This is a genomic window from Halorubrum salinarum (genome assembly GCF_013267195.1).
Taxonomy (GTDB): domain Archaea; phylum Halobacteriota; class Halobacteria; order Halobacteriales; family Haloferacaceae; genus Halorubrum; species Halorubrum salinarum.
Map to the genome: position 1 here is coordinate 283,558 of NZ_CP053941.1, position 23,160 is coordinate 306,717.

Sequence of the window (23,160 nt, forward strand, 5' to 3'; positions counted from 1 at the left end):
CTCCCGCGTCCGCCTCGGTCGTCCGGCCCGCCGCCTCACGCGTCCTCGTCCGCCCGCACCGTCATCACCGGCACGTCCGAGAGCCGGACGACCTTCTCCGCGACGCTGCCGAGCAGGTACCGCTCGACCCCGGTCCGTCCGTGCGTCCCCATCACCACGAGGTCGGCGTCGGCCTCGTCGGCGTAGCGCAGTATCACCGAGTGGGGCGTCCCCGACTCGACCGCGGTCGTCAGGTCGACCTCGCCGGTCGAGGCCTGGATGAGCGCCTCGGCGTGGTCGGTGAGGCCGGCCTCGACCTCTTCGGGGTCGGGGCCGTCCCCGTGCCGCCCGATGTAGCCCTCGTCGGGCGACCGCCCGCTCATCGCCTGCGGGTCGTCGTTGAGGAACGCCCCGCTCAGGCCAAGCCCGCCCTCGCGGGTGTCGATCACGTGTAACACGTCCACGCTCGCGCCGAACTGCGACGCGAGCGCCCCCACGTGCGCCGCCGCCGCCTCCGATCCGGCGCTCCCGTCTGTCGGGTACAGTATCCTGTCGTACATCGTACCACCAAGCTGAAACTTCGAGGAGCGGGGTGAAAAACGCACCGCAGCCCCCGTTCACGGCCGGTCCGCGAGTTCGTCCGGGTCGGAAGCGGGCGGGACGGCGGTGTCTGCGGGCGGTCGGGCGGCGTTACAGCAGGTCGTTCGCGACGAGTCGGTCGACCGCCTCGCGCAGGCGCTCCTCGCTCGCGGCGTACGAGATGCGGGCGTAGCCGGGGGCGTTGAACGCGCTCCCGGGGACGCAGGCGACCGCGGCCTCCTCGATGGCGCGCTCGCACCACGCCTGGTCGTCGTCGTCGACCGGGATCATCATGTAGAACGCGCCGTCGCCGACGTCGACGTCGACGCCGTGCTCGTCGAACAGGTCCACGAGGAGGTCCCGGCGGTCGGCGAAGGCGTCGCGCATCTCCTCGACCGACGCCTCGGTGTTCTCCAGCGCCTCGATCCCCGCGCGCTGGACGAAGTTCGTGGCACAGGAGACGGAGTGGGAGTGGAGCTTCCCGGCCTCGCCGACGAACTCGTCGGTGGCGTGGAGGTAGCCGAGCCGCCAGCCGGTCATCGAGTACGCCTTCGAGAAGCCGTTGATCGTCACCGTGCGGTCGGCCATCCCGTCGAGGCTCGCGAGCGAGACGTGGTCGGCGTCGTAGACGATCCGCTCGTAGATCTCGTCCGAGATGACGGCCACGTCGTGCTCCACGGCGAGGTCGCGGACGCCCTCTAGGGCCGCCTCCGAGAACACCGCGCCCGTGGGGTTCGACGGGGTGTTGACGACGAGCAGTTCGGTGTCGTCCGAGACGGTCTCGGCGAGCTCGTCGAGCGCGGGCTCCAGCTGGAAGCCGTGGGGCGCCAGATCGACGCGCGAGAGGTCGGCGCCGGCGAGTTTCGCCATCGCCTCGTAGGAGACCCACGCCGGGTCGAGCAGGACGACCTCGTCGCCCTCGTCGATCAGGGTCTGGAACGTCTCGTACAGGGCCTGCTTGCCGCCGGGGGTGACGATCACCTCGCCGGCGTCGGCGTCGATCCCGTTGCCGCGGAGCTTCTCCGCGATCGCCTCCTTCAGCGCGGGCACGCCGTTCGAGGAGGTGTACCCCGTGTGGCCCGCGTCGAGGGCCTCCTTGCCGGCCTCGACGACGTTCGCCGGGGTGTCGAAGTCGGGCTCGCCGACCGAGAGGTCGACGATGTCGGCGCCCTCGGCCTCCTTCTCCGCCGCGAGGTTCGATATCGCCAGCGTCGCGCTGGGCTCTACGCGTCCGATCCGCTCCGAGAAGTCGTATGCGTCGCTCATGTGTCGTGTGTGATCGTCGTGTCCGTCAGTCGAGTTCCGTCGCGAGGTCGATCGCGGCCGCGGCCGCGTCCGCCCCCTTGTCGATCCGCTCGCGCGCCTCCGCGCCGGACATCCCCGGGCCGCTCACGCCGAAGGTGACCGGCGTGTCCCGGTCGAGGCTCACCTGCGTGAGCTTCTCGGCGGTCGCGTTCGCGATGACGCGGTCGTGGTCGGTGTCGCCGGTGACGATGGCGCCGACCACCGCGACGGCGTCGACGTCGTCCCGGCGCGCCAGCCGGTCGGCGGCCAGCGGGCTGTCGTACGCGCCCGGCACGCTCAGTTCGTCGACGACGACGGCGTCGCGGTCGGCGGCCGCCTCGCGGGCGGCCTCGGCCATCGGCTCCGTGACGGAGTCGTTGAACCGCGCCACCACCAGTCCCAGCGAGACCATACGCGACGTGGAGCGGGCGACGGCAAAGGTCTACCGTTCGACCGCAGGGTTGCCGGGCGAACCTGTTCGGGACGGACTGGGGCAGTCGACTGATCGGTCATGAATCGACCTGCGGTGGCGCGTGCCTGCGAGGTCGCACCGCGGCCGAGCAGCACGCGCGAGGGAGTCGGCCGACCGCAGGGAGGCCGACGAGGCTGGGGAGGCGTGAGGTGCGGTTGCGGTGCGGTCGGGTGGGGCTCGAAGGGGCAGTCGAGAGGCGGGCGCAGGCGACGCAAGCACCACAGGGAGCGAACAGAGTGAGCGACCGAGGAGCGCAGCGAGCGTGCGTCCGCCTCCCGACTGGGGCTTCGAGGTGTTCCCCGACGAGTTAGCAGCGATCGGTTATGAATAAACGAACGAGTCGAGTCTCGACTTTCCGGCCACGCGTGATTAATACGTCTCCGACGCCAACACGAGTCCATGACAGACACCGAGACCGCGACGGTCGGCGGCGGCTGCTTCTGGTGCGTCGAGGCGGCGTTCAAGGAACTCGACGGCGTCGAAGCCGTCACTTCGGGCTACGCCGGCGGCCACGTCGAGGACCCGAGCTATCGCGAGGTGTGTACCGGCAACACCGGCCACGCCGAGGTCGTTCAGGTCGAGTACGACCCCGAGGCGCTCTCTTACGAGGAAATCTTGGAGATCTTCTTCACCGTCCACGACCCGACCCAGCTGAACCGACAGGGGCCGGACGTGGGCACCCAGTACCGGTCGATCGTCCTCTACCACGACGACGAGCAGCGCCGGATCGCGGAGAACTACGTGGCCGCGCTCGACGAGAAGGGCGGCTACGACGACGACGTGGTGACCGAGGTCGAGCGCCTGGAGACGTTCTACCGCGCCGAGGAGAAACACCAGGACTACTTCGAGAAGAACCCGGCCGACGCCTACTGTACGATGCACGCGCAGCCGAAGGTGGAGAAGGTCCGCGAGCGGTTCCGCGAGAAGGTCAAGGCGTAAGGATCGTCGGTGGGAACTTCCGAACTCCCAGTCACTCGTTTATAAGCTGTTGACTAAGGGTCGGCGGTGACCACCACCGAAGCCCCAGTCGGGAGGTGGGCGCACACTCGTTGCGCGCTTCAGTCGCTCGCTTCGCTCGCTCCTTCTAGTACTTACGTCGTCTGCTGCGCCCACCTCCCGACTGCCCCTTCGATTCCCACCCCACACCGCAGCCTCACGCCTCCCCAGCCTCGCCGCTCGCTCCCTCCGGTCGCTCGCGGCGTCCCTCGCGCGTGCTCCTCACGGCCGCCTTCGGCGGCCACTCGCAGGCACGCGCCGGCGTCCGAATGTGAGTCCTCGCGGCGCGCCCCAACCTATTCCCTTCCGGCGATCGAACCGTTGCTTGATGAAGGTCGGCCTCATCTCGGACGTTCACGCGAACCTCCCGGCGCTGGAGACGGTCCTCGACGACATGCCCACCGTCGACCGGATCTACTGCGCGGGCGACGTGGTCGGCTACAACCCCTGGCCCGCCGAGTGCGTCGAGCGCGTGCGCGAGGTCGCGGCGGCGACGGTCCGGGGGAACCACGACCGCACCGTCGAGAGCCCGCAGCGGTACAGTGCCAACCGGATGGCCGAGGCCGGCCTCGAACACGCGAAGGCGTCCCTCTCGGACGAGCAGCGCGAGTGGGTCGACGCCCTCCCGCGGACGGAGACGTTCGGTGGCGGCCGGTTCCTGCTCGTCCACTCGCACCCCGCCGCCGAGCGCGAGGACGCCTACGTCTACCCGGAGGAGTTCCCGAACCTCGACCGGCACATGGGCGAGTACGACGGGATCGTCCTCGGGCACACCCACGTTCAGGGGTGCCGCGACGTGGCCGGCGGGTTCGTGTGCAATCCGGGCAGCGTCGGCCAGCCCCGCGACGGCGACCCGCGGGCCGGGTACGCCGTCCTCGACACGACGGCCGACGGGAGCGACGCGGTCGAGACGCACCGCGTCGAGTACGACGTGGACCGCGTCGCGGCCGCGGTCCGCGAGGCCGGCCTCCCCGAGACGACGGCGGAGCGGCTCTATGAGGGCAGGTAGGTCAGTCGCCGTCGGCGGTCGCCGCGGCGTCCGGGGTGACGCCCAGCTGCTCATAGCAGAACGCCCACGAGTCCGTCTGCTCGTCGACGATCATCGAGGCCGGCTTGCCGACGCCGTGGCCGGTGGCCGACTTCGTCCGCAGGAGGAACGGCCCGCCCGCGGCCTCGTTCTGGAGGCGCGCGGTCATCTTCCGGGCGTGCGAGGGGTGGACGCGCGTGTCGCTCGCGGCCGTGGTGAAGTAGACGGGCGGATACGTCTCGTCGGGGTCGACGTTGTGGTACGGCGAGTACGCGCGGAGGTACTCGAACGCCTCCGGGTCCTCCGGGTGGCCGTACTCGGTCGTCCACGACTCCCCGAGCAGGAAGCGGTGGAACCGGAGCATGTCCAGCAGGGGGACCGCGCACTGGGCGGCCGCCCACAGGTCCGGGCGTTGGGTGACGACCGCGCCGACCGAGAGCCCGCCGTTCGACCCGCCGGCGACCGCCAGGTGGTCGGTGTCGGTCAGCCCGGACGCGCAGAGCGCCTCCCCGGCCGCGACGAAGTCGTCGAAGGTGTGCTGTTTCTCCGCGAGCATCCCGGCCTCGTGCCACGGCTCGCCGTACTCGTACCCGCCGCGGGCGCACACCGCCGCGAACGCGCCGCCGTCCGCGAGGAACGGGAGGCGGAACCGCCCGAACGAGGGCGTGATGCTGTTCCGGAACCCGCCGTACCCGTACAGAAGCGTCGGGCGCGGGCCGTCGACGGCGGCGTCCTCGCGGTAGCAGACGAACACGGGTACCTCGGCGCCGTCGGTGGAGTCGACGAACCGCTGTTCGACGACGAGGTCCTCCGGGACGGAGAGGTCGACCGAGTCGATCTCCGTCGACGCTAGTTCGGCCTCCGCGTCCGCCCCGCCGTCGAGGTCGAGCGCTCGGACCGCCGGCGGCCGGTCGAAGCCGGTGAGCCCGAAGAACGCCTCGGGCGCGTCGCGGTTCGCGGAGACCCACGTGACGGAGCAGTACGACGGCAGCGACACGTCGCGCAGGTGCGTCCCGTCGCGGTCGTGGACGGAAAGCCGCGAGTGGGCGTCGCGCTGGCGGTGGACGAGGAGGCGCTCGGGAGTCGGCGCCACCGACTGGATGATCCCCTCGCCGCCGGGGAGCAGCTCGCGGCACTCCTCGAAGGAGAGGTCGCCCTCGCGGAAGCGATCGACCGAGCAGGCGAGCAGCCGCCGCCGGGGCGCGCCATGGTCGGTCGAGACGAACGCCGTCCCGTCGTGGAACTGGACCGACGTCTCGGCGTCGGTGTCGGTCAGGACGGGGCGGAGGTCGCCGTCGACGTGGACGTACCACTCGGTTCCCCCGACCATCTCGGAGAAGGCGACCGCGAGCAGCCCGGAGTCGGGGTCGACCGTGACCCGCGGCCAGACGTGCTGGTCGTCGTGTTCGAGCAGGAGTTCCTCCGCCTCTGGACCGTCCGCGAGCCGGAACCGGCGGATCTCCTTGTCCATCTGCGCGCCGTCAGCCGCGCCGCCGGTCGCGACGTAGACGAACCCCTCGCCGTCGGCCGTCCACGCGAGGCTCCCCGCGTTGACGCGGCCGCGCTCGGGGAGGACCGCGACCTCCTCGACGCCCGGACCGTAGCCTCCCGAGCCCTCGGACTCCGGCGATTGAGTCGGATCGGGCACGGACAGCACCCGCACGTCGTAGTTCTCGTCGCCGCCCTCGGTGACGCCGACCGCGACGCGCTCGCCGTCGTGCGACGGGACGTACCAGGCCATCGACCGCGGCGGGCGCTCTTCGTCGCGGTTCGCGGCCCAGGCGTTCGGGTCGACGAGGACGCGGTCGTCGCCGTCGGGCGCGTCGCGGACGACGAGGCGGGCGTGGTCGGCCCCGGGCTCGCGGACCGTCGCGAAGTAGCGCCCCTCGCGGACGGCGACCGGGCCGTAGTCGGCCACCTCGACGAGGTCCTCGAACCGGGGGCGGAGCCGGTCCCGGAGCGCGTCGTCGAGCGTCTCGTCGACGTGGGCGTTCTGGGCGTCGACCCACTCGTCGACCGCCTCGCCGTCGCCTTCGAGCCATCGGTACGGGTCGTCGACGTCGACCCCGTGGAGCGTCTCCGTGACGACCTCGCGGCGCGTCTCCGGCGGAGAGCGGGCCGGAGCGGATTCGCGTGGCATACGGATCGGTGTCGCCGGCGACGCAAAACCGCTGGGGTCGCGGCGGCCGAGGCCGCCGATCCGCTCGCGTCGCGGCGGACGGGGCGGGCGTTACGGCCGAGCCACGGGCGGGTCCCTCACAGCCGGGCCCCTCACGGCCACAGGCCCGCGACGAACAGCAGGTTTCGCGCGGCGACGGCCAGCGAGAGCGCGCCGACGCCGCCGCACATCAGGGTCGCGACGAACCGCCGCGTGCCGCCCGCGACCGCGACCGGAAGCCCGATGACGGCCATGCCGACGACCTTCGTGAGGAGCATCCCGCCGAGGAGGCCGAACCGGGAGATGAACAGACGGCCGACGGGCGACCCCTCGACGTACTCGCTGCCCGAGAGCGCGACGTAGGTCGTGCCCACGTCGGCGGCGATGCCGACGAGGAGGAGGCAGACGGCGAGGGCGAGACGAGTGACCACTGACCGAGCGAACGCGGTACGCACCAATAAACCTCCGGACGGGGGCGGAAGCCGTCGCTGTCGGGCGCCGGTCCCGTCGTTCCGATGGGGAGCGAACGGGGTTGGTCGCGGGGCGCGCACAACAAGACGGTATTTAACCCGGTGGGTCGCCTACAAACGGTAATGAGTTCGTCCGACGACGAGTACGAGATCGCGGTGGTCGGCGGCGGGCCGGCCGGGCTGACGACGGCGCTGTACGGGGCCCGACTGGGCCACGAGACGGTGCTGATCGACCGCGGCGGCGGCCGCGCGGCGATGATGGCCGACACGCACAACGTGATCGGCGTCACCGAGGACGTCTCCGGCAACGAGTTCCTCGCGACCGGGCGCGAGCAGGTGGAGTCGTACGGCGGCACCTTCGAGCGCGGCTTCGTCACCGAGGTCGAGCGCACCGACGACGACCGGTTCCGACTGGAGACGAACGACGCCGAACTGGTCGCGGACCGCGTCGTCCTCGCGACCGGCTTCTCGGACGAGCGCCCGGACCCGCCGCTCCCGCGGACGGGCAAGGGGCTCCACTACTGCCTCCACTGCGACGCCTACATGTTCGCCGACGAGCCGGTGTACGTGATGGGCCACGGCGAGGCCGCCGCCCACGTCGCGATGATCATGCTCAACGTCACCGACGACGTGGACGTGCTGACCCGCGGCGAGGAGCCGACGTGGAGCGAGGAGACCGCCGCGCAGCTGGAGGCGCACCCCGTCGACGTCGTCACCGAGGAGGTCGAGGGCGTCGAGAACGACCCCGACACCGGCTGGCTGGAGGCGCTGGAGTTCGCGGACGGCACGCGCCGCGAGTACCGCGGCGGCTTCGCGATGTACGGCTCCGACTACAACACCGTCCTCGCCGAGGGGCTGGGCTGCGACCTCAACGACGACGGCACCATCGCCGTCGACGACCACGGCCGCACCAGCGAGGACGGTGTGTTCGCGGTCGGCGACATCACCCCGGGCCACAACCAGGTGCCGGTCGCGATGGGCCAGGGGGCGAAGGCCGGCCTCGCGATCCACAAGGAGATCCGCGAGTTCCCGCGCTCGACAGAGGAGATCGCGCGCGACGGCCCCGTCGGCGACGACGAGGTCCCCGCGATCCCGTCACACCTCATGGCGACCGCCGTCGCCCACGAGGGGCACGCGGGCGGGCCGCGCGAGTCCGCCGAGGCCGAGGGGGCCGAGGCGCCAGCCACCGACGACTGATCGCCGCCGGCCTTTCAGCGGAAATCGCCAAGCGGGATTCCCGATCTTTCGCAGAGCGTACTGCGCGCGGCTGATAGGGTTCAAATCCTTCGGCGCATCCTGACGCACGACTCACCCGTCGCTGTCGTTTCCCGTTCGTTGTGACCGAGAACTGCGCCGGCCGGGACTCCCGCGAGCGAGCGCAGCGAGCGAGTGGGAGTACGGGCGGCGCACGAACGAAGTGAGTGCGCCGGCCGGGATTTGAACCCGGGCCATGAGCTTGGAAGGCTCAGGTCCTACCACTAGACCACCGGCGCTCGCGTCGGTCGATGACGCACCTACACGTAGGCGGAACGGCTTTCATAAGCGTTCCGTGTTCTGACGGGACGAGCCGCGTCCGTGACCACCGATAGTACTTAAAGCGCCACGATACTGCGGGCCGCTCCCAGCGCGCTAGAACGCTTTTCAGCCGCTTAGAACCCTGTACGGTACATATGTGTCTACCCACCCAACGTACACCTGTGAGGTGAGACCGATGTCATACCAATCGAGCAATCCGCTGGTCGGCGAGGTCGAGTTCGCGCTGGAGGGACCCTGGGCGACGTACTGGATCGCGTTCCTCCGCGTCGTCACCGGCTGGTGGTTCTTCCACGCCGGCGTGACGAAGATCATCACGGACGGGTTCGCGTTCAGCTACGGCCCGGCGTACATGCAACAGATGACGGGCACCGCACTCGGCGGAATCCCGGTCTGGATGGGGAACAACCTCGCGTGGCTCATCGCGCCCGGGGTGCCCCTCTTCGAGACGCTCATCGGCCTCGCGCTGATGGCCGGCGCCCTGACCCGGCTCGCCGCCTTCGGCGGGGTCATCTTCATGAGCCTCTTCTGGGTCGGCAACGCCGGCTTCGGCCACGGCGTCGTCAACAGCGACCTGATGGGCCTGCTGCTGTTCATGACGGTGATCGTGCTCGCGGCCGGTCGGTACTACGGCCTCGACGCGCTCATCGAACAGACGGCGCTCGTCAAACAGAACCCCAAGCTGCGGTACCTGCTCGGCTAACGAGGTGACCGAAAATGACAGACATCATCGACAAGGCGGCACGGGCGTTGAGCGCGGGACTGATGCTGTTCGGCATCGTGGTCCTCGGATTAGTCGAGACGCTGGCCGGGCAGCCGTTCGCCCCGGTCCCGATGACGAACGAGGCGGGCGACGTGGTCGCGACGCCGCTGATCGCGCCGGAGATCCGCACCGGCTTCGTGCTGGCCGGCATCGCGGTGCTCGGCCTCTACGCGGCGTACCGGCTCGTGGCGCCGCTCCCGGACGACCGGGGCGTCAGCCACGAGACGATGGCGGACTGAATCGCGCGGGAATCGCCGACCGCGACGACACCGGCGGAACGCGCCGTCGCGGACGACGACGGTCACTCTTCTGTTCGGTCCGTGCCCTCGTCGAGCGACCGCTCCGATCCGGACCCAGACTCCGCCTCCGAGCCGCTCGCGTCGGTGTCGGTCCCGCCGTCCGTGCTCGCGGGCGCGGCGTCGGAGGCCTCCTCGTCGGCGCCGAACGAGAACGCGGTGTCGGCGTCGAGCGCCTCGGCCCCGGCGTCGCCGACTGACGCCGCCCCGTCGCCGGCGGCGGCCTCGTCGGCGTCGACCTCGAAGTCCTCGGTCATCTCCCGCAGGTCGCGGGCGCGCTCGTGGAGGTCGTGCGCCTGCTCGGAGACCTCGCCGAGCGTGGCCGCCTGCTCCTCGGCGGCGGACGCGACGGTGGTCGCCTCGGCGGTGGTCTGCTCGCTCACGCCCGCGAGCTCGTCGACCGCGCCGGTCACCTCGTTGACCGACGCCGCCTGCGCGTCCATCGCGCCCGAGATCTCTTGGACGCCGTCGTCGGCCTCGCTCACCCGCTCGGAGACCTCTTCGAGCGCGTCCTCGGCATCCTCGACGACGTCGACCCCGTCGTCGACCCCGTCGCGGATCGCGGCCATCTCGTCGACGCTCTCGTCGGTGCGCTCGCGGAGGCTCTCGATCAGGGCCTCGACCTCGGCGGCGGACTCCTGGGTCTCCTCGGCGAGCGACTTCACCTCCTCGGCGACGACCGCGAAGCCGGAGCCGGCCTCGCCCGCGCGGGCCGCCTCGATCGAGGCGTTGAGCGCGAGCAGGTTCGTCTGGTCGGCGATCTCCGATATCGTCTCGACGATCTCGTCGACCTCCGCCATCTCGGACTCGAGCCGCTCGATCGTCTCCGCGGCCGACTCGGAGCGCGCCTCGATCCCGTGGAGCTCCTCGACCGCGTCGGCCGCCGCCTCGCGGCCTTCCTCCGTGAGCGCGTCGGCCCGCCGCGAGGTGGTCGCGACCTCGTCGGCGGAGGCCGCGACCTCCTCGACGGTCGCCGACATGTCCTCCATCTCGCCGGCCACCTCGGCCAGCCGGCGGCTCTGCCGCTCCGCGCCGGCGGATATCTCGTCGACCGCGTCGCTCGTCTCTCGGCCGGCGGCCGCGGCCTCGTCGGTGCCGTCGGTCACCGCCTCGCTGCGGTCGGCCACCTCGACGGCGAAGGCGTCGACCTCCGCGATCGCGGCCTCCAGCTCGTCCATCGCGTCGTTGAACTCCGCGGCGATGTCGCGGAGCGCCTCGGGGTCCTCGGGGTCGGCCTCCAGCCGCGCGGTGAGGTCGCCGTCGGCGCAGGCCGCCATGGTCGCGCCGAAGTCGCTCGCCCGCGACTCCAGGCGCTCCGCGAACGCCTCGCTCTCCGCCTTCGCCGCCTCGGCGCGCTCCCGCTGCGTCTCCGCCGACTGGATCTGGTCGCGCAGCGAGTCGCGCATCGTGGCGAACGCCGCGGAGAGGTCGCCGAACTCGTCGCGCCGCTCCGTGTGGAAGTCGACGTCGAGGTCGCCGTCGGCCAGCGCCGTCGCCCGCGCCCGGAGCTGGTTCAGCTCGGCGACGGTGCCGCGGCCGAGCGTCACGCCGAGCAGGCCGAGCCCGACGATCGCGACGCCGACGATGAGGAGCAGGTTCCGACCGATCATCCCCGAGAGGGCGTACGCCTCGGAGAGCGGGACGTGGACCGCGACGTACCACTCCTCGGTCTCCAAGGGCGCGTACGCGACGAGGTACTCGCCGCCGTCGGCGAAGCTGAACGTGGCCGAGGGAAGGAACCCGACGGACCGCGTGTCGTCGAGCATCGCGGAGCGGACGTCGGTGTCGTAGCGGATCCCGGAGACGTAGTCGGCGTTGCTCGCGGCGATCCGGCCGTCGGGCTGGACGATGGTCGTGAACGCGCTCTCGGTGGGCTGGCGGAAGTCCTCGGTGACGGGGGCGAGCGAGATCTCCATCACGAGGTACTCCCGCAGCGGGGTCGCCGCGACGTACGCGATCCGGCGCTCGCCGTCGACCATGTAGGTGGGGCTCGTGTACACGTCGTCCGCGAACAGGAGGTCGTCGTCGAACCACGCCTGCGAGGTGACCGACTCGCCGGCCTCCCGGTCGGTGCTGGCGAGGACGGCGCTCTCGTCGCGGTCGACGAAGTGGAAGGCGGTGACCGACTCGGCGGTCCGCGAGAGGTGCGAGGAGAGGTAGCTGTCGACTTGTGCGGGGTCCTGGGAGAACGCGTGGTTGTCGGCGATCTCCGTGACCACCGAGCGGCGCTCGCTCGCCCAGCCGTCGAGCTCCGTGGCGCTCAGCTCCGCGACGGCCGTGTAGTCCCCTTGCGCGTTCGATTCGAGCTGGTCCGTCGTCTCGGCGTACGTGACGGCCCCGACGGCCCCGATGGCGAGGACGACGACGACGAGGGCGACGAGGAACTTCGCGAGGTAGCTCCGGGCGACCGCGTCGGGCGCGACCCGACGGAGGACCCGTTCGAGGAAGGTGTCAGCCATTATCATCAGGCGGTCGACAAGGACTCTTTAATCCACCTCCTTCGATATCTCTCGTGATAATCAGCGGTCCGGCGGCGACACCTCGGCGTAGCAGTTGCCGCTCGAAACCGTCACGTGGTCCGGTTCGAGGTCGCTCGCCGCGAGGTCGGACTCGAACTCGGACGGCGAGTAGATGTGATAGTACCGGGGGACCGTCTCGCCGCCCGGCAGCGTCCAGTCGACGGTCGTGTCGAACCCCTCCTCGCGGTCGAACCGGTCGTGCGCCGTGCTCCACGCGCTGACGAGCGCGGCCCCGCCCGGCGCGAGGACCCGGGCCAGTTCGTTCAGGCTATCGACGCGGGCGTCGCGGGGCGAGAGGTGGTGGAGCGTGGCGACGTAGACCGCGAGGTCGACCGCGCCGTCGCGGACCGGCAGCGCGGCCGCGTCCCCATGGACGAACGCGGTCGCGTCCAAGTACCCTCGCTCGCGAGCGCGGGCGACCGCCTCGTCGAGCAGCCCGCGGCTGAGGTCGACGCCGACGGCGGCCTCGGCCCGCGCCGCGAGCGCCTCCGTGTGCCGCCCGTTCCCGCAGCCGACGTCGAGCGCGACCGCCCCCGACCGGCCGTCGAGGAACGACTCGACCTCGGGCCAGGCGTACTCCCGCGTCTTCGAGAAGTGCGCCGCGATGCGGTCGTACGTCGCCCGCGGGTCGCCCGTCGACCCCGCGTCGCCCCCCGGATCGGAGTCCATACGCCCCCGTCGACCGCGACCGGTTTAGCTCGTGCGGCCGCGGCCGAGTCCGTCCTAACCGACGGCGCGTCGGCGCGACCGGCTCGACCGGGACCGCCGCGTCACGCCACGCCGATCGCGGCGAACGCGACGAGCGTGAGCGCGAGCAGCACCACGACGTGTTTCACGCCGTCGCGGACCGACCCCTCCCCGAGCTGGCCGGCGACAAGCCCGGAGCAGACCGCCTGGATCGACGCGGCGTGGAAGAACAGCTGCTCGTAGACCGCCACGTCGATGTCGCCGATCCCGTCCGTGATCCCGCCCGGGCCGCTCGGCACCCCGGTCCCGGCGTCCGGGAGGCCGCCGGTCCCCGGGACGCCCGCCGCCTCGATGGCGGGGATGAACGACACCGAAAGCGCCGCGATGATGCCGAGGAACACGAGGAAGGAGATATAGATGACGATGAGGTAGGTGAGCATCACCTGCCGGCGCTCGCGGCGGAGCGACCAGGTCGCGCGCGACTCGTCGGCAGCGATCCGGAGGACGGGCCCGACGTCGCCGCTCGCCCGGATCGCGTTGGTGACGAGCGCGACGGCGCGGGAGGTCATCGGCGACCGGACCCGGCGCTCCAGTCGGCGCAGCGCGGTCGAGACGTCCGCCCCCCAGTCGATGTCGCGGCGGGTCCGACGGAGGTCCTCGGTCAGCGCCTCCAGGTTCGAGTCGGCGACGCGGCGGACGCTGCCGACCACGGCGGTCCCCGCCTCGTTGACGCTTGCGAGGCGGTCGAGGAAGTCCGGCACCGCGGACTCGATTCGCCGGACACGGCGCTTGCCGAACTCGTAGGCCACCGCGTACGCCGCGAGGACGAACGCGGTCGCGACGACGACCGGTCCGTCGATCTGGTCGACCATCTCCACCGGCGTCCCGAGCGTGACCGGGAACGCGAAGACGAGCAGGCCGACCGCCGCGACCGGGACCGCGCCGAGCAGCACCGTCCGCGGCGAGTCCAGCACCGTCTCGACCGGCGAGGCGGCCAGCCGCCGCACCCAGCGGAGTCGGTCGTAGACCCGGAGGCGCTCGCGGTTCCCGGCCCAGCGGCCGGCGCCCGCGTCGGTCGCGCCCGGCCCGTCGCCCGGGGCGCTCGCCTTCCGACCGGCCGCCGCGCCGCCGTCGAACTGCGGGGAGCCGCCCCGGTCGCCCGGTTCGTCCGTCGCGTGGCGCACCCCGGTGACAGACGGGGTGTCCGGGTCGTCGAGCGACGAGGCCGCGACCGCCTCGGTGCCGCCGACGCCCTGGGTCACGCTGTCGACGTAGACGACGAAGCCGAAGGTGGCGAGCGGCACGCCGAAGTAGACGACGACGCGGAGGAGCGGGAGCGTGTCCTGTAAGACCAGCCCGATGACGACGAGGATGGTGATGAAAAAGAGCGGGCCGGCGACGAGCGCGGTCACGTACGCCTCGGCGAACGTCGAGAGCAGCTCCAGGTACTGCTCCTGTTTGGCCTCCGCCTCCGCCTGGTAGCGCTCGTACTGGTCGTTGAGGAACGCCGACACCGACTGCCCGGTGCCGAGGACGGAGGCGAGGTTCTCCGAGAAGTCCGCCAGGTCGTCGCTGGGGGTCCGCCGCGAGATGCGCTGGAGCGCGGTGAGCGCGTCGGTCCCGAAGGCGTTCATGTCGCGGACCGCGACCGACAGCTCCGCCGCGGCCTCGCCGTACACCGCCTCGTTCTCCGCGAGCGTGTCCATGACGCGGGGGAACGCCATCCCCGAGCGCGAGAGCGCGTACATGAACGCGACCGTCCGCGGCAGGGTGGCGTCTATCTCGGCGGCGCGCGCCGCGGCCCGCTGGTCGAGCAGCTGCCACCGGGCGACGTACGCGCCGAGCGCGAGCCCGGCGCCGACGGTCGCGGAGACGACCGCGAGCAGGACGAACAGCCGCCCGAGCCCGAGGTCGGCGAGGCGCGCGACGACGGCGACGAACTCGACCGCGGCCGGGAGCGCCTCGCGGATCGCCGCCTCGCCCACGTCGAGCGCGGCGAGCAGCCCCGCGGCCGCGTACACCCCGATCACGCTGCCGGCGACCCCGAGGACGGCGGCGTACAACAGGGTCCGCGAGGCGTAGACGCGGTGGGTCGTGCCGGCGACGTGGGCCGCGCGCATCCGGTCGCGCTGGGCCCGCCGCCGCGACTCGTTCTCGCCGACGTAGTCGCCGAACGCCGTCAGCGCGACGCGGGTGACGAACAGGTCCGCCCGGTCGTCGACGAGCGGGAGCGCGAGCGCGAGACAGGCCGCGACCGCGGCGGCCAGGGGGAGGTACGCTATCATCCGTCCGCGGCGTCCGCCGTCGGGTCCCCGGCGGCGGGCTCCTCCTCGGCCGCGAGCTCGTCGGCGTCGACCCCGTCGGCCGCGGCGGCGCGGTCGTCGAGCCGCTCCATCACGCGGTCGGGGTCGGCGTAGTACTCGTTGACGAGGGCGGTGAACGTCCGGTAGTCGTCGATGCCGAGCGCGGAGAGCAGTTCGAGGAAGCGCTCGCGCCGCCGGACCTCGCGCAGCAGCTCCGAGCGCGACCAGCCGCGCTCGTCGGCGATCTCCTCTAACAGCGAGGAGTCGTTCCGGCGGAAGGTGTCGGCGTCTGGCACCCACTCGAACGCCGAGGAGTAGTCCAGCTCCCCGGTCCGCTGGTCGATGCCGCCGATCTCGCCGATCGTCTTCGCGCGGCGCACGCGCTGGTCGTCGGCGCGCGTCAGCGTCTGGACCGAGAGCATGTCGAGCGACTGGACCATCGCCCGCGGGACGTTGATCGGCTCGTTCTCCAGCCGGTTGATCACCGTCTCGATCGAGTCGGCGTGCATCGTCGAGAACGTGGTGTGACCGGTGTTCATCGCCTGGAACAGCGTGATCGCCTCCTCGCCGCGGACCTCGCCGACGACGATGTACTCGGGGCGGTGACGGAGCGCCGAGCGCAGCAGGTCGTACATGTCGATGTCGGTCCCCTCGTACCGGCGCTCGCGGGTGACCGCCGAGAGCCAGTTGTCGTGGTACAGGGAGAGCTCGCGGGTGTCCTCGATGGTGAGCACCTTCGCGCGCGGCGGGACGAACATCGACACCGCGTTCATCGAGGTCGTCTTCCCGGAGGCGGTGCCGCCCGCGAAGATGAGGCTCTTGTTGTGCTCGATACAGAGCCAGAAGTACGCCATCTGCTCGATCGAGAAGGTCCCGTACTCCACGAGGTCGACGGGCGTGAACGGGTCCTCCGCGTACTGGCGGATGGTGAACGCCGACCCCCGCGGCGTCACCTCCTCGCCGAGCGCGAGCTCCGCGCGCGACCCGTCGGGCAGCGTCGTCTCGACGATGGGGTCGCCGACGGAGACGTGGCGCCCGGACTGCTGGGCGAGCCGGATCACGTAGCTGTCGAGCGCCTCTTGGCCGAACGAGACGTTCGTCTCGACGTCCGTGTACTCGTCGTGGTAGACGAAGATGGGGAGGTCGTACCCGTCACAGGAGACGTCCTCGATGTGGCGGTCGTTGAGGAGGGGGTCGACCTTCCCGTAGCCGCGGAAGTCGCGGAAGAGGTAGTACGCGAGCGCGTGGAAGGAGTCCATCCCGACCTCGACGCCGTACCCCTCCAGCAGCGACTCCAGCTCGGACCTGAGCGTCTCCTCGTCGGTCTTGCCGGTCCCCTCGCGGTAGAGGAGCGGGTCGCGGATGTCGTCGACGACGCGGTCGAGCAGGTCGCGCTCGAAGGCGTCGAGTTCGGGCTCGACCGCGTAGTAGCGGTGTTCGCTCTCCGCCTCGTCGTAGGTGATCACGACGTACGCGTACGGGGCGTTCACCCAGTACCGGTCGACCTCCCGCTCGTCCTCGGGGATGACGAACGAGGCGAGCGGGCCGTCCTCGCCGGGGCGGAACGGGCGGACGTCGAGCGTCGACCCCTGGAGCAGTTCCCACGCGTGCGAGAGGCGCCGCTGGAGGTCCTCGATCCGGTCGCCGAGGTCGCTCCCGCCGGCGTCACTCGCCATGGATACGAGGCCATAGAGTCGGGGGGAAGTTAAACTACCCCCGACAATTATCACGACCGACATCGGGGGCGCGGCCGCGGGTCGGCTCCGGATTCCGGCGGCGCCGGGGCTCGGGGCCGCCGGTCCGCCCGTTACGTTGATACGGCCGGACCGCAAAGCATCCGATAGGAAATGCGGCGTGACTACTTCGATCTGACCGTCGAGGGCGTCGACGACGGCGCCGGATCCCGCTCGCCCCCGCTGGTGCGGATCGACTTCCACGGGCCGGAGGAACTGCTCCGCGAGCGGCTCTCCGGCGGCGAGAGCGAGGACGCCGCCGACGGCGACCTGCTCACGGCCGACCAGATCGACGTCGCCTTCCGGCTCCGCGAGCCGCTGGGCGAGGCGGACGACCCGGAGGGCGTCGTCGGCGTCACCAACCGGTACACCGGCGACTTCATCCTCGAACTCAACGAGACGGCGACGGACGTCCTCCCGTTCATCCACGCCGCGCGCGACGCGACGGACGACGGCGACGCCCGGTACCGCGTCGAGATCGACGTGGACGGCGAGCGGCTCGTCGCCTACGACAAGGACACCTTCCTCGTGTACGACCACGAGGGGAACCTGCTCCGCAGCGAGAGCCTGATCCCCTCGGGCGTCGAACTGTAGCGGCCGCGAGCGGCCGACGCCGGGCGGTCAGCCCGGCGCTCACAGGCTGACGCTGTCCGGGACGAACCGCACCGAGTCCCCCGGCCGGAGGTCGAACGCGCCGTCGCCGCGGCCGTCGTTGACGTCGCACTCCGCGTAGCCGTGGCTCCCGACCGTGACGAGGCGCTCGCCGGGCTCGACGGCGCCGAACGTCTCCGCGACCGGCGTGAGATCGCCGTCGACGCGGATCCAGTCGCGCCCGCGGACCAGGTCGCCGGGGACGTTGGTGATCACGTTGCCGAACCGGTCGATCGCGAGTACCTCGCCGTCGACGGCGGTCACCTCATCCCCCTCGTCGCGCTCGACCGTCGGCTCCGGGAAGCGGATGTCCGCGGGGTCGCTCGCGGGCGACAGGTCGTCCATGCCCGCCAGCGTCTCCGCGACCGCGTCGGCGTCGAGCGACTCGCCGTCCGTCGCCTCGTCGAGCGCCGCCCGGATCCGCGCCGCGGTCGGGGCGAACACGTCGCGGCCGTGGAACGTCTCGCTGGCGGGGTCGTCGACCGCGATGGTCCACGCCTCGACGTCGGACTCGTCGGCCGCCAGCGCCCGGGCCGGCGGCATCGCTAGGCCGTTGTCCGGGGCCACGAGGACGTGCGCGCCGGCGCGGACGACGAGCGCGTCGCGGTCGGTCCCGACCCCGGGGTCGACCACGGCGCAGTGGACCGCCGGCGGGAACTCCGGGAGCACGAACCGGAGCCAGAAGGCCGCGGCGCGCGGGTCCCCGCGCGGCAGGTCGTGGGCCACGTCGATCAGCTCCGCGGCCGTGTGCCGGCGGATCACTCCCTTCATCGCGGCGGGGTACGGCGAGCCGAAGTCCGAGGTGAGCGTGATCATACCGGAGACCGCGTGCGGCGGGCGGTTAAAAGGAACGGGCGTCGGTTGCGACGAGCGCCGGTTGCTACGGGCGCCGGTCGCGACCGGTCGAACGCCGCCGAGTCGGAGCCGCCGCCTCCCAGGCTACTGGTCCGAGGGCTCGTCGTCGTTGGAGTCGGTCTCGGCGATCCGCCGGATGCGGTCGACGCCGTCCACCTCGCGGATCACGTCGACGACGGCGTCGGGGACCAGGTCCTCCCAGTCGCGGCCGCGGATCATGCGTTCGCGGAGCTCGGTCCCCTCCAAGACGTCACGTCGGAACATCGGGGACTGCCGCACCTCGACGCCGGCCTCCTCGAACAGGCGGACCACGAGCGGGTTGTTCGAGTACGCGACGTCGAACCGGGGGGTCATGCTCTGGACGTGGCTCACCCACACGGAGTTCCGGTCGAGGTCCTCGATGGGGACGACGTAGGTGGTGGCGTCCAGTTCCTCCACCGCCTTCGTCACCATCATCACGCGCTCGCCGGCGGTGAAGGGGTTCCGGGTGGTGTGGGAGTCGCCGGCGGAGCCGATACCCAAGACGAGTTCGTCGACCTCCTCCGCGATCTCTTCCACCATGTGCTGGTGGCCGTCGTGAAACGGCTGATACCGGCCGATGTAGAACCCCCGCATGAATCTACGTACCGTCGGCGTCATTTATAAACCCCGTGGGAACGGTCGCGCCCCCAGATCGGGTGATATACGGCTTCAAAGCGGGGTTTACTGCCCCCGGACCGGCACCGCCGGGGGGAGAAAGTATATCAGTAGCCGACCCTTCGTTTTCGGTAGCGACACCCGATTCTATGAGCAACGAGAAGGACACGAACGACCCGACGGCCGACGACCCCGACGAACCGCCTCGCGGCGGCGTCGACGACTCGAGTCCGGCGGGGAACGGCGAGGACGCCACGCGCGGCGACCCCGAGCCCGACGACGGTCCGGCGAACGAGCCCGGCGTCGACGAGTCCGCGGACTCCGACGGGGAGTCGGCCGCGGGCCCCGACGGCGAGGACCCCTGGGACGACGGGGTCGTCGTCGACGACGACGGGTTCGAGGGGACCGACGTCGTCGGGGAAGGTCCCGACGGCGGCCGGAACGGCGACGCCGCCGAGCCGGCCGACGACGGCGACATCGACGAGCTCGGCAGCACCGTCGAGGTCGAGGGCGCCGAGATCGAGGACGACCCGGACGAGGACGACCTCCTCGGCGGGCTCAAGATCGACACGACGGCCGAGATCGAGATCCCCGACCGGCTCGTCGACCAGGTCATCGGGCAGGAGCACGCCCGCGACGTGATCATCAAGGCGGCGAAGCAGCGCCGCCACGTGATGATGATCGGCTCGCCCGGGACCGGGAAGTCGATGCTCGCGAAGGCGATGTCCGAGCTCCTCCCCAAAGAGGAGCTTCAGGACGTCCTGGTGTATCACAACCCCGACGACGGTAACAAGCCGAAGGTCCGGACGGTGCCGGCCGGCAAGGGCGACCAGATCGTCGAGGCGCACCGCGAGGAGGCGCGCAAGCGCAACCAGATGCGGTCGCTGCTGATGTGGATCATCATCGCCGTCGTGCTGGGCTACGCGCTCATCATCGTCGGCCAGATCCTCGTCGGCATCATCGCGGCCGGCGTGGTGTACCTCGTCTTCCGCTACCTCAACCGCGGGTCGGACGCGATGATCCCGAACCTGCTGGTGAACAACGGCGACACGAAGACCGCGCCGTTCCGCGACGCGACCGGCGCGCACGCCGGCGCGCTGCTCGGCGACGTGCGGCACGACCCGTTCCAGTCCGGCGGGATGGAGACGCCCAGCCACGACCGCGTCGAGGCGGGCGCCATCCACAAGGCGAACAAGGGCGTGCTGTTCATCGACGAGATCAACACGCTGGACATCCGCAGCCAGCAGCACCTCATGACGGCGATCCAGGAGGGCGAGTTCTCGATCACGGGCCAGTCCGAGCGCTCCTCGGGCGCGATGGTCCAGACCGAGCCCGTCCCGACCGACTTCGTCATGATCGCGGCCGGGAACCTCGACGCGATGGAGAACATGCACCCGGCGCTGCGCAGCCGTATCAAGGGGTACGGCTACGAGGTGTACATGGAGGACACCATCGAGGACACCCCGGAGATGCGCCGCAAGTACGTGCGGTTCATCGCCCAGGAGGTCGCGAAGGACGGCCGCCTGCCTGAGTTCTCCGCGGAGGCCGTCGAGGAGATCATCCTCGAGGCCAAGCGCCGCTCCGGCCGGAAGGGCCACCTCACGCTGAAGATGCGGAACCTCGGCGGGATGGTCCGCGTCGCGGGCGACATCGCCCGAGGCGAGGACGCCGACTACACGACCCGCGACCACGTGCTCCAGGCCAAGGGGCGCTCGCGGTCCATCGAACAGCAGCTCGCCGACGACTACATCGAGCGCCGGAAGGACTACGAGCTCCAGGTCTCCGACGGCTACGTCACCGGGCGCGTCAACGGCCTCGCCGTGATGGGCGAGGACTCCGGGATCATGCTCCCGGTGATGGCCGAGGTGACCCCGACCCAGAGCGGCGGGCAGGTGATCGCCACCGGCCAGCTCCAAGAGATGGCCGAGGAGTCGGTCCAGAACGTCTCGGCGATCATCAAGAAGTTCTCCGACGAGAACATCTCCGAGAAGGACATCCACATCCAGTTCATCCAGACGGGCCAGCAGGGCGTCGACGGCGACTCCGCGTCCATCACGGTCGCGACCGCGGTCATCTCCGCGCTGGAGGACGTCGGCGTCGACCAGAGCCTCGCGATGACCGGCTCGCTGTCGGTCCGCGGCGACGTGCTCCCCGTCGGCGGGGTCACCCACAAGATCGAGGCGGCCGCGAAGGCCGGCTGCGACCGGGTGATCATCCCCGCGGCCAACGAGCAGGACGTGATGATCGAAGACGAGTACGAGGAGATGATCGAGGTAATCCCGGTCTCGCACATCAGCGAGGTCCTCGATATCGCCCTCGAGGGCGAGGCCGAGAAGGACTCGCTCGTCTCCCGGCTGAAGTCGATCACGGGCTCCGCGCTGAAGGACGGCAACGTCTCCGGGCCGTCGAACCCGAGCCCGCAGTAGGCCGCTCCCCTCTCCGCGTTCTCCGCTTTCGCACTGACGAACGGCGAGCGCCGGCCCCGACGTTCCTTCCGGCCGGCCGTCGCCCCGCCCCCATCTCGGCGGGCCGTCGCCCCGCCCTCTTTTATCCCGGGAGCGTCTACGGCGGACGATGAGCGGGAAACCGACGGTCGGGGAGTACATGACCCGGGAGGTGGAGACGGTGAGCCCGGACGAAACGGTGGCGACCGTCGCGCGTCGCATGGCCGACAGCGACGGCCACAACGGGTTCCCGGTCACGCAGGGCCGCACGGTGGAGGGGTTCGTCTCGGCCGGAGACCTGCTGCTCGCCGACGACGACGCCCCCGTGTTCACGGTGATGACGGAGGACCTGATCGTCGCGCATCCGGACATGAAGGTGACCGACGCCGCGCGGGTGATCCTGCGCTCCGGGATCCAGCGGCTCCCCGTCGTCGACGACGCCGACAACCTCGTCGGGATCATCTCGAACACCGACGTGGTCCGCTCGCAGATCGAGCGCGCCACGCCCGGCAAGGTCGGGAAGCTGATGCGGACCCTCTCGCAGATCCACGGCGTCGAGCTCGACGAGGAGCGCCGCGAGGTGGCCATCGCCGACCTGACGCCGACGCAGGCGCGCGTGTACGCAGACGAGCTGGAAGGGCGGCAGTACGAGCTCGAACACGGGCTCGCGGAGCCGCTCGTCGTCATCGACAACGGCGGCACGCTCTACCTCGCCGACGGCCATCACCGGGCCATGGCCGCCCGCGAGGGAGGCATCGAGACGATGGACGCGTACGTGATCGTCCCGCGGACCCCGATCGACCTGGGGATGGCGAAGACCGCCGAGAAGGAGGGGCTCCGCGTCGTCGGCGACATCGAGGTCGTCGACTACGCGCGCCACCCCCTCGTGGAGACGACGAAGCGACTCCAGTGAGCCGTCGCGCGGAACCCCGTCCGTAGGCTTTTGTAAGTTGACGTAGACGTTCCGGGCATGGGATCACGCATTCGACGCGCACTCGCTCGGGCGGCGTTGGCCGCGGTCGGCGCGGCCGCCGGCGCCGCGGTCGGCGGACTGATCAGCAGACAGGCGGCGTCCAGCGGCGGCGCCCTCGGCGCGCTCGCGGGCGCGACGATAGCGGACGTGCGCTCGGACCCGGGCGGCTTCCTCGACGCGCTCCGCTCCGACGAAGACGAGGCGCTCGACGACGCCGACGGCGCGGAGACCGCCGACTGAGGCGCTCCCCGCCGCGCCGCCGCGCGTCGGCGTTCGGGAACGCCTATACGACGGGAACGAGTAGCGACGGCCAATGACCGACACCGACGCCGACGCGGGGTGGTTCTCGCGGTCCGACGCGGGCGACGCCGCCGACGCCGCCCGCGACCGGCTCGCGAACGGCGAGGCCGACCGGCCCCGAGACTGGCCGGCCCTCGCCGTCGAGTCCGGGTTCGCCGACTCGACCGACGACTACTACGACCGGCTCCACGAGGCGAGCGTCGCGGCGACCCGCGAGGCGGTCCGCGAGCGGGAGCGCGCCGACGACGCGCAGCTGATCCACGCGGTCCGGGCGATAAACGACATGGCCAGAAAACTAGTATAGAATATCTCTAAGGATGGCCTTATTCAAATCCTTCCCAACCAACAGATCCTGGCATAGATTGCTAAGTACAGGGAGTGACCCATCATCCGTGTTGAAACCTATTCGGTACCTGTCCAGAATCGCGTGCTGGATATAGAGGGTATACTCAGCAAGATCTTGGCCACCACCCCCATATATAGAACAAAAAGTGGTGCTTCA

Annotated in this window: 20 protein-coding genes, 1 tRNA gene and 1 pseudogene; 10 read left to right on the forward strand and 12 right to left on the reverse strand. The window is 70.9% G+C overall.

Going from position 1 to position 23,160, the window contains the following annotated elements; translation table 11 throughout:
* Positions 1 to 35: 35 nt before the first annotated feature.
* From HPS36_RS01515 to ribH, 3 genes are all read right to left on the reverse strand, one after another.
* Entirely contained in the window at positions 36 to 539 is a 504-nt protein-coding gene (locus tag HPS36_RS01515) for a universal stress protein (RefSeq protein WP_173228237.1), read from the reverse strand.
* Between the two features lie 130 nt (positions 540 to 669).
* Positions 670 to 1,824, reverse strand: a complete 1,155-nt coding sequence (locus tag HPS36_RS01520) for a pyridoxal phosphate-dependent aminotransferase (RefSeq protein ID WP_173228238.1) — start codon at positions 1,822 to 1,824, stop codon at positions 670 to 672.
* A 25-nt stretch (positions 1,825 to 1,849) separates the two neighbouring features.
* Positions 1,850 to 2,254 carry a 6,7-dimethyl-8-ribityllumazine synthase gene (gene ribH, locus HPS36_RS01525; RefSeq protein ID WP_121561996.1) on the reverse strand — a complete coding sequence of 135 codons (405 nt, stop codon included), beginning with the start codon at positions 2,252 to 2,254 and terminating at the stop codon, positions 1,850 to 1,852.
* A 459-nt stretch (positions 2,255 to 2,713) separates the two neighbouring features.
* Here ribH and msrA point away from each other — a divergent pair, with 459 nt between their 5' ends.
* Together msrA and HPS36_RS01535 are read left to right on the forward strand one after the other, a co-directional pair.
* Complete coding sequence (gene msrA / locus HPS36_RS01530; protein ID WP_173228239.1) at positions 2,714 to 3,253, forward strand: peptide-methionine (S)-S-oxide reductase MsrA; 540 nt, start codon at positions 2,714 to 2,716, stop codon at positions 3,251 to 3,253.
* Between the two features lie 385 nt (positions 3,254 to 3,638).
* A complete protein-coding gene (locus tag HPS36_RS01535) occupies positions 3,639 to 4,319 on the forward strand; it encodes a metallophosphoesterase family protein (protein WP_173228240.1) in 681 nt (226 codons plus the stop codon).
* A 1-nt stretch (position 4,320) separates the two neighbouring features.
* Here HPS36_RS01535 and HPS36_RS01540 read toward each other — a convergent pair whose 3' ends face one another.
* Positions 4,321 to 6,477 (reverse strand): prolyl oligopeptidase family serine peptidase, encoded by a 2,157-nt coding sequence (locus HPS36_RS01540; RefSeq protein ID WP_173228241.1) that lies wholly within the window; start codon positions 6,475 to 6,477, stop codon positions 4,321 to 4,323.
* 131 nt (positions 6,478 to 6,608) lie between these two features.
* Entirely contained in the window at positions 6,609 to 6,926 is a 318-nt protein-coding gene (locus tag HPS36_RS01545) for a hypothetical protein (protein ID WP_121561992.1), read from the reverse strand.
* Between the two features lie 162 nt (positions 6,927 to 7,088).
* On the opposite strand from HPS36_RS01545, the gene HPS36_RS01550 reads away from it, so the two are divergent.
* The gene (locus tag HPS36_RS01550; protein ID WP_173228242.1) at positions 7,089 to 8,162 is read left to right on the forward strand and encodes an NAD(P)/FAD-dependent oxidoreductase; all 1,074 of its coding nucleotides are present in this window, start codon (positions 7,089 to 7,091) and stop codon (positions 8,160 to 8,162) included.
* Positions 8,163 to 8,387: 225 nt separating this feature from the next.
* Here the strand turns inward: HPS36_RS01550 and HPS36_RS01555 are convergent.
* A tRNA-Gly gene (locus HPS36_RS01555) sits at positions 8,388 to 8,458 on the reverse strand.
* Between the two features lie 218 nt (positions 8,459 to 8,676).
* On the opposite strand from HPS36_RS01555, the gene HPS36_RS01560 reads away from it, so the two are divergent.
* Positions 8,677 to 9,201, forward strand: a complete 525-nt coding sequence (locus HPS36_RS01560) for a DoxX family protein (protein ID WP_173228243.1) — start codon at positions 8,677 to 8,679, stop codon at positions 9,199 to 9,201.
* Between the two features lie 14 nt (positions 9,202 to 9,215).
* Complete coding sequence (locus tag HPS36_RS01565) at positions 9,216 to 9,500, forward strand: hypothetical protein (protein ID WP_137715462.1); 285 nt, start codon at positions 9,216 to 9,218, stop codon at positions 9,498 to 9,500.
* Between the two features lie 62 nt (positions 9,501 to 9,562).
* On the opposite strand, the gene HPS36_RS01570 is transcribed toward HPS36_RS01565, so the two are convergent.
* From HPS36_RS01570 to HPS36_RS01585, 4 genes are all read right to left on the reverse strand, one after another.
* Positions 9,563 to 12,016: a methyl-accepting chemotaxis protein gene (locus HPS36_RS01570; protein WP_173228244.1), complete on the reverse strand. Its 2,454-nt coding sequence runs from the start codon at positions 12,014 to 12,016 to the stop codon at positions 9,563 to 9,565.
* Positions 12,017 to 12,076: 60 nt separating this feature from the next.
* On the reverse strand, positions 12,077 to 12,745 hold the full coding sequence (locus tag HPS36_RS01575) for a class I SAM-dependent methyltransferase (protein WP_173228245.1): 669 nt from the start codon (positions 12,743 to 12,745) through the stop codon (positions 12,077 to 12,079).
* A gap of 101 nt (positions 12,746 to 12,846) precedes the next feature.
* Entirely contained in the window at positions 12,847 to 15,048 is a 2,202-nt protein-coding gene (locus tag HPS36_RS01580; protein WP_173228246.1) for a type II secretion system F family protein, read from the reverse strand.
* The gene (locus tag HPS36_RS01585; RefSeq protein WP_173228247.1) at positions 15,045 to 16,742 is read right to left on the reverse strand and encodes a type II/IV secretion system ATPase subunit; all 1,698 of its coding nucleotides are present in this window, start codon (positions 16,740 to 16,742) and stop codon (positions 15,045 to 15,047) included. The genes HPS36_RS01580 and HPS36_RS01585 overlap by 4 nt, the downstream gene beginning before the upstream one ends.
* A gap of 171 nt (positions 16,743 to 16,913) precedes the next feature.
* On the opposite strand from HPS36_RS01585, the gene HPS36_RS01590 reads away from it, so the two are divergent.
* On the forward strand, positions 16,914 to 17,393 hold the full coding sequence (locus tag HPS36_RS01590) for a DUF5793 family protein (RefSeq protein WP_173228248.1): 480 nt from the start codon (positions 16,914 to 16,916) through the stop codon (positions 17,391 to 17,393).
* Between the two features lie 39 nt (positions 17,394 to 17,432).
* Here the strand turns inward: HPS36_RS01590 and HPS36_RS01595 are convergent, their stop codons facing one another.
* Together HPS36_RS01595 and HPS36_RS01600 are read right to left on the reverse strand one after the other, a co-directional pair.
* Positions 17,433 to 18,266, reverse strand: coding sequence for an SAM hydrolase/SAM-dependent halogenase family protein (locus HPS36_RS01595; RefSeq protein WP_173228249.1), 834 nt, complete (start codon positions 18,264 to 18,266; stop codon positions 17,433 to 17,435).
* Between the two features lie 123 nt (positions 18,267 to 18,389).
* A complete protein-coding gene (locus tag HPS36_RS01600; RefSeq protein WP_173228250.1) occupies positions 18,390 to 18,920 on the reverse strand; it encodes a nicotinamide-nucleotide adenylyltransferase in 531 nt (176 codons plus the stop codon).
* Positions 18,921 to 19,090: 170 nt separating this feature from the next.
* Between HPS36_RS01600 and lonB the strand changes: the two genes are divergently transcribed.
* From lonB to HPS36_RS01620, 4 genes and pseudogenes are all read left to right on the forward strand, one after another.
* The gene (gene lonB / locus HPS36_RS01605) at positions 19,091 to 21,367 is read left to right on the forward strand and encodes an ATP-dependent protease LonB (RefSeq protein WP_173228251.1); all 2,277 of its coding nucleotides are present in this window, start codon (positions 19,091 to 19,093) and stop codon (positions 21,365 to 21,367) included.
* Between the two features lie 148 nt (positions 21,368 to 21,515).
* Positions 21,516 to 22,298, forward strand: a complete 783-nt coding sequence (locus HPS36_RS01610) for a CBS domain-containing protein (RefSeq protein WP_121561979.1) — start codon at positions 21,516 to 21,518, stop codon at positions 22,296 to 22,298.
* A gap of 57 nt (positions 22,299 to 22,355) precedes the next feature.
* Positions 22,356 to 22,598, forward strand: a complete 243-nt coding sequence (locus HPS36_RS01615) for a hypothetical protein (RefSeq protein WP_173228252.1) — start codon at positions 22,356 to 22,358, stop codon at positions 22,596 to 22,598.
* Positions 22,599 to 22,671: 73 nt separating this feature from the next.
* Positions 22,672 to 22,950: pseudogene (locus HPS36_RS01620) on the forward strand (NOP5/NOP56 family protein); the annotation flags it as partial.
* Positions 22,951 to 23,160 lie beyond the last annotated feature (210 nt).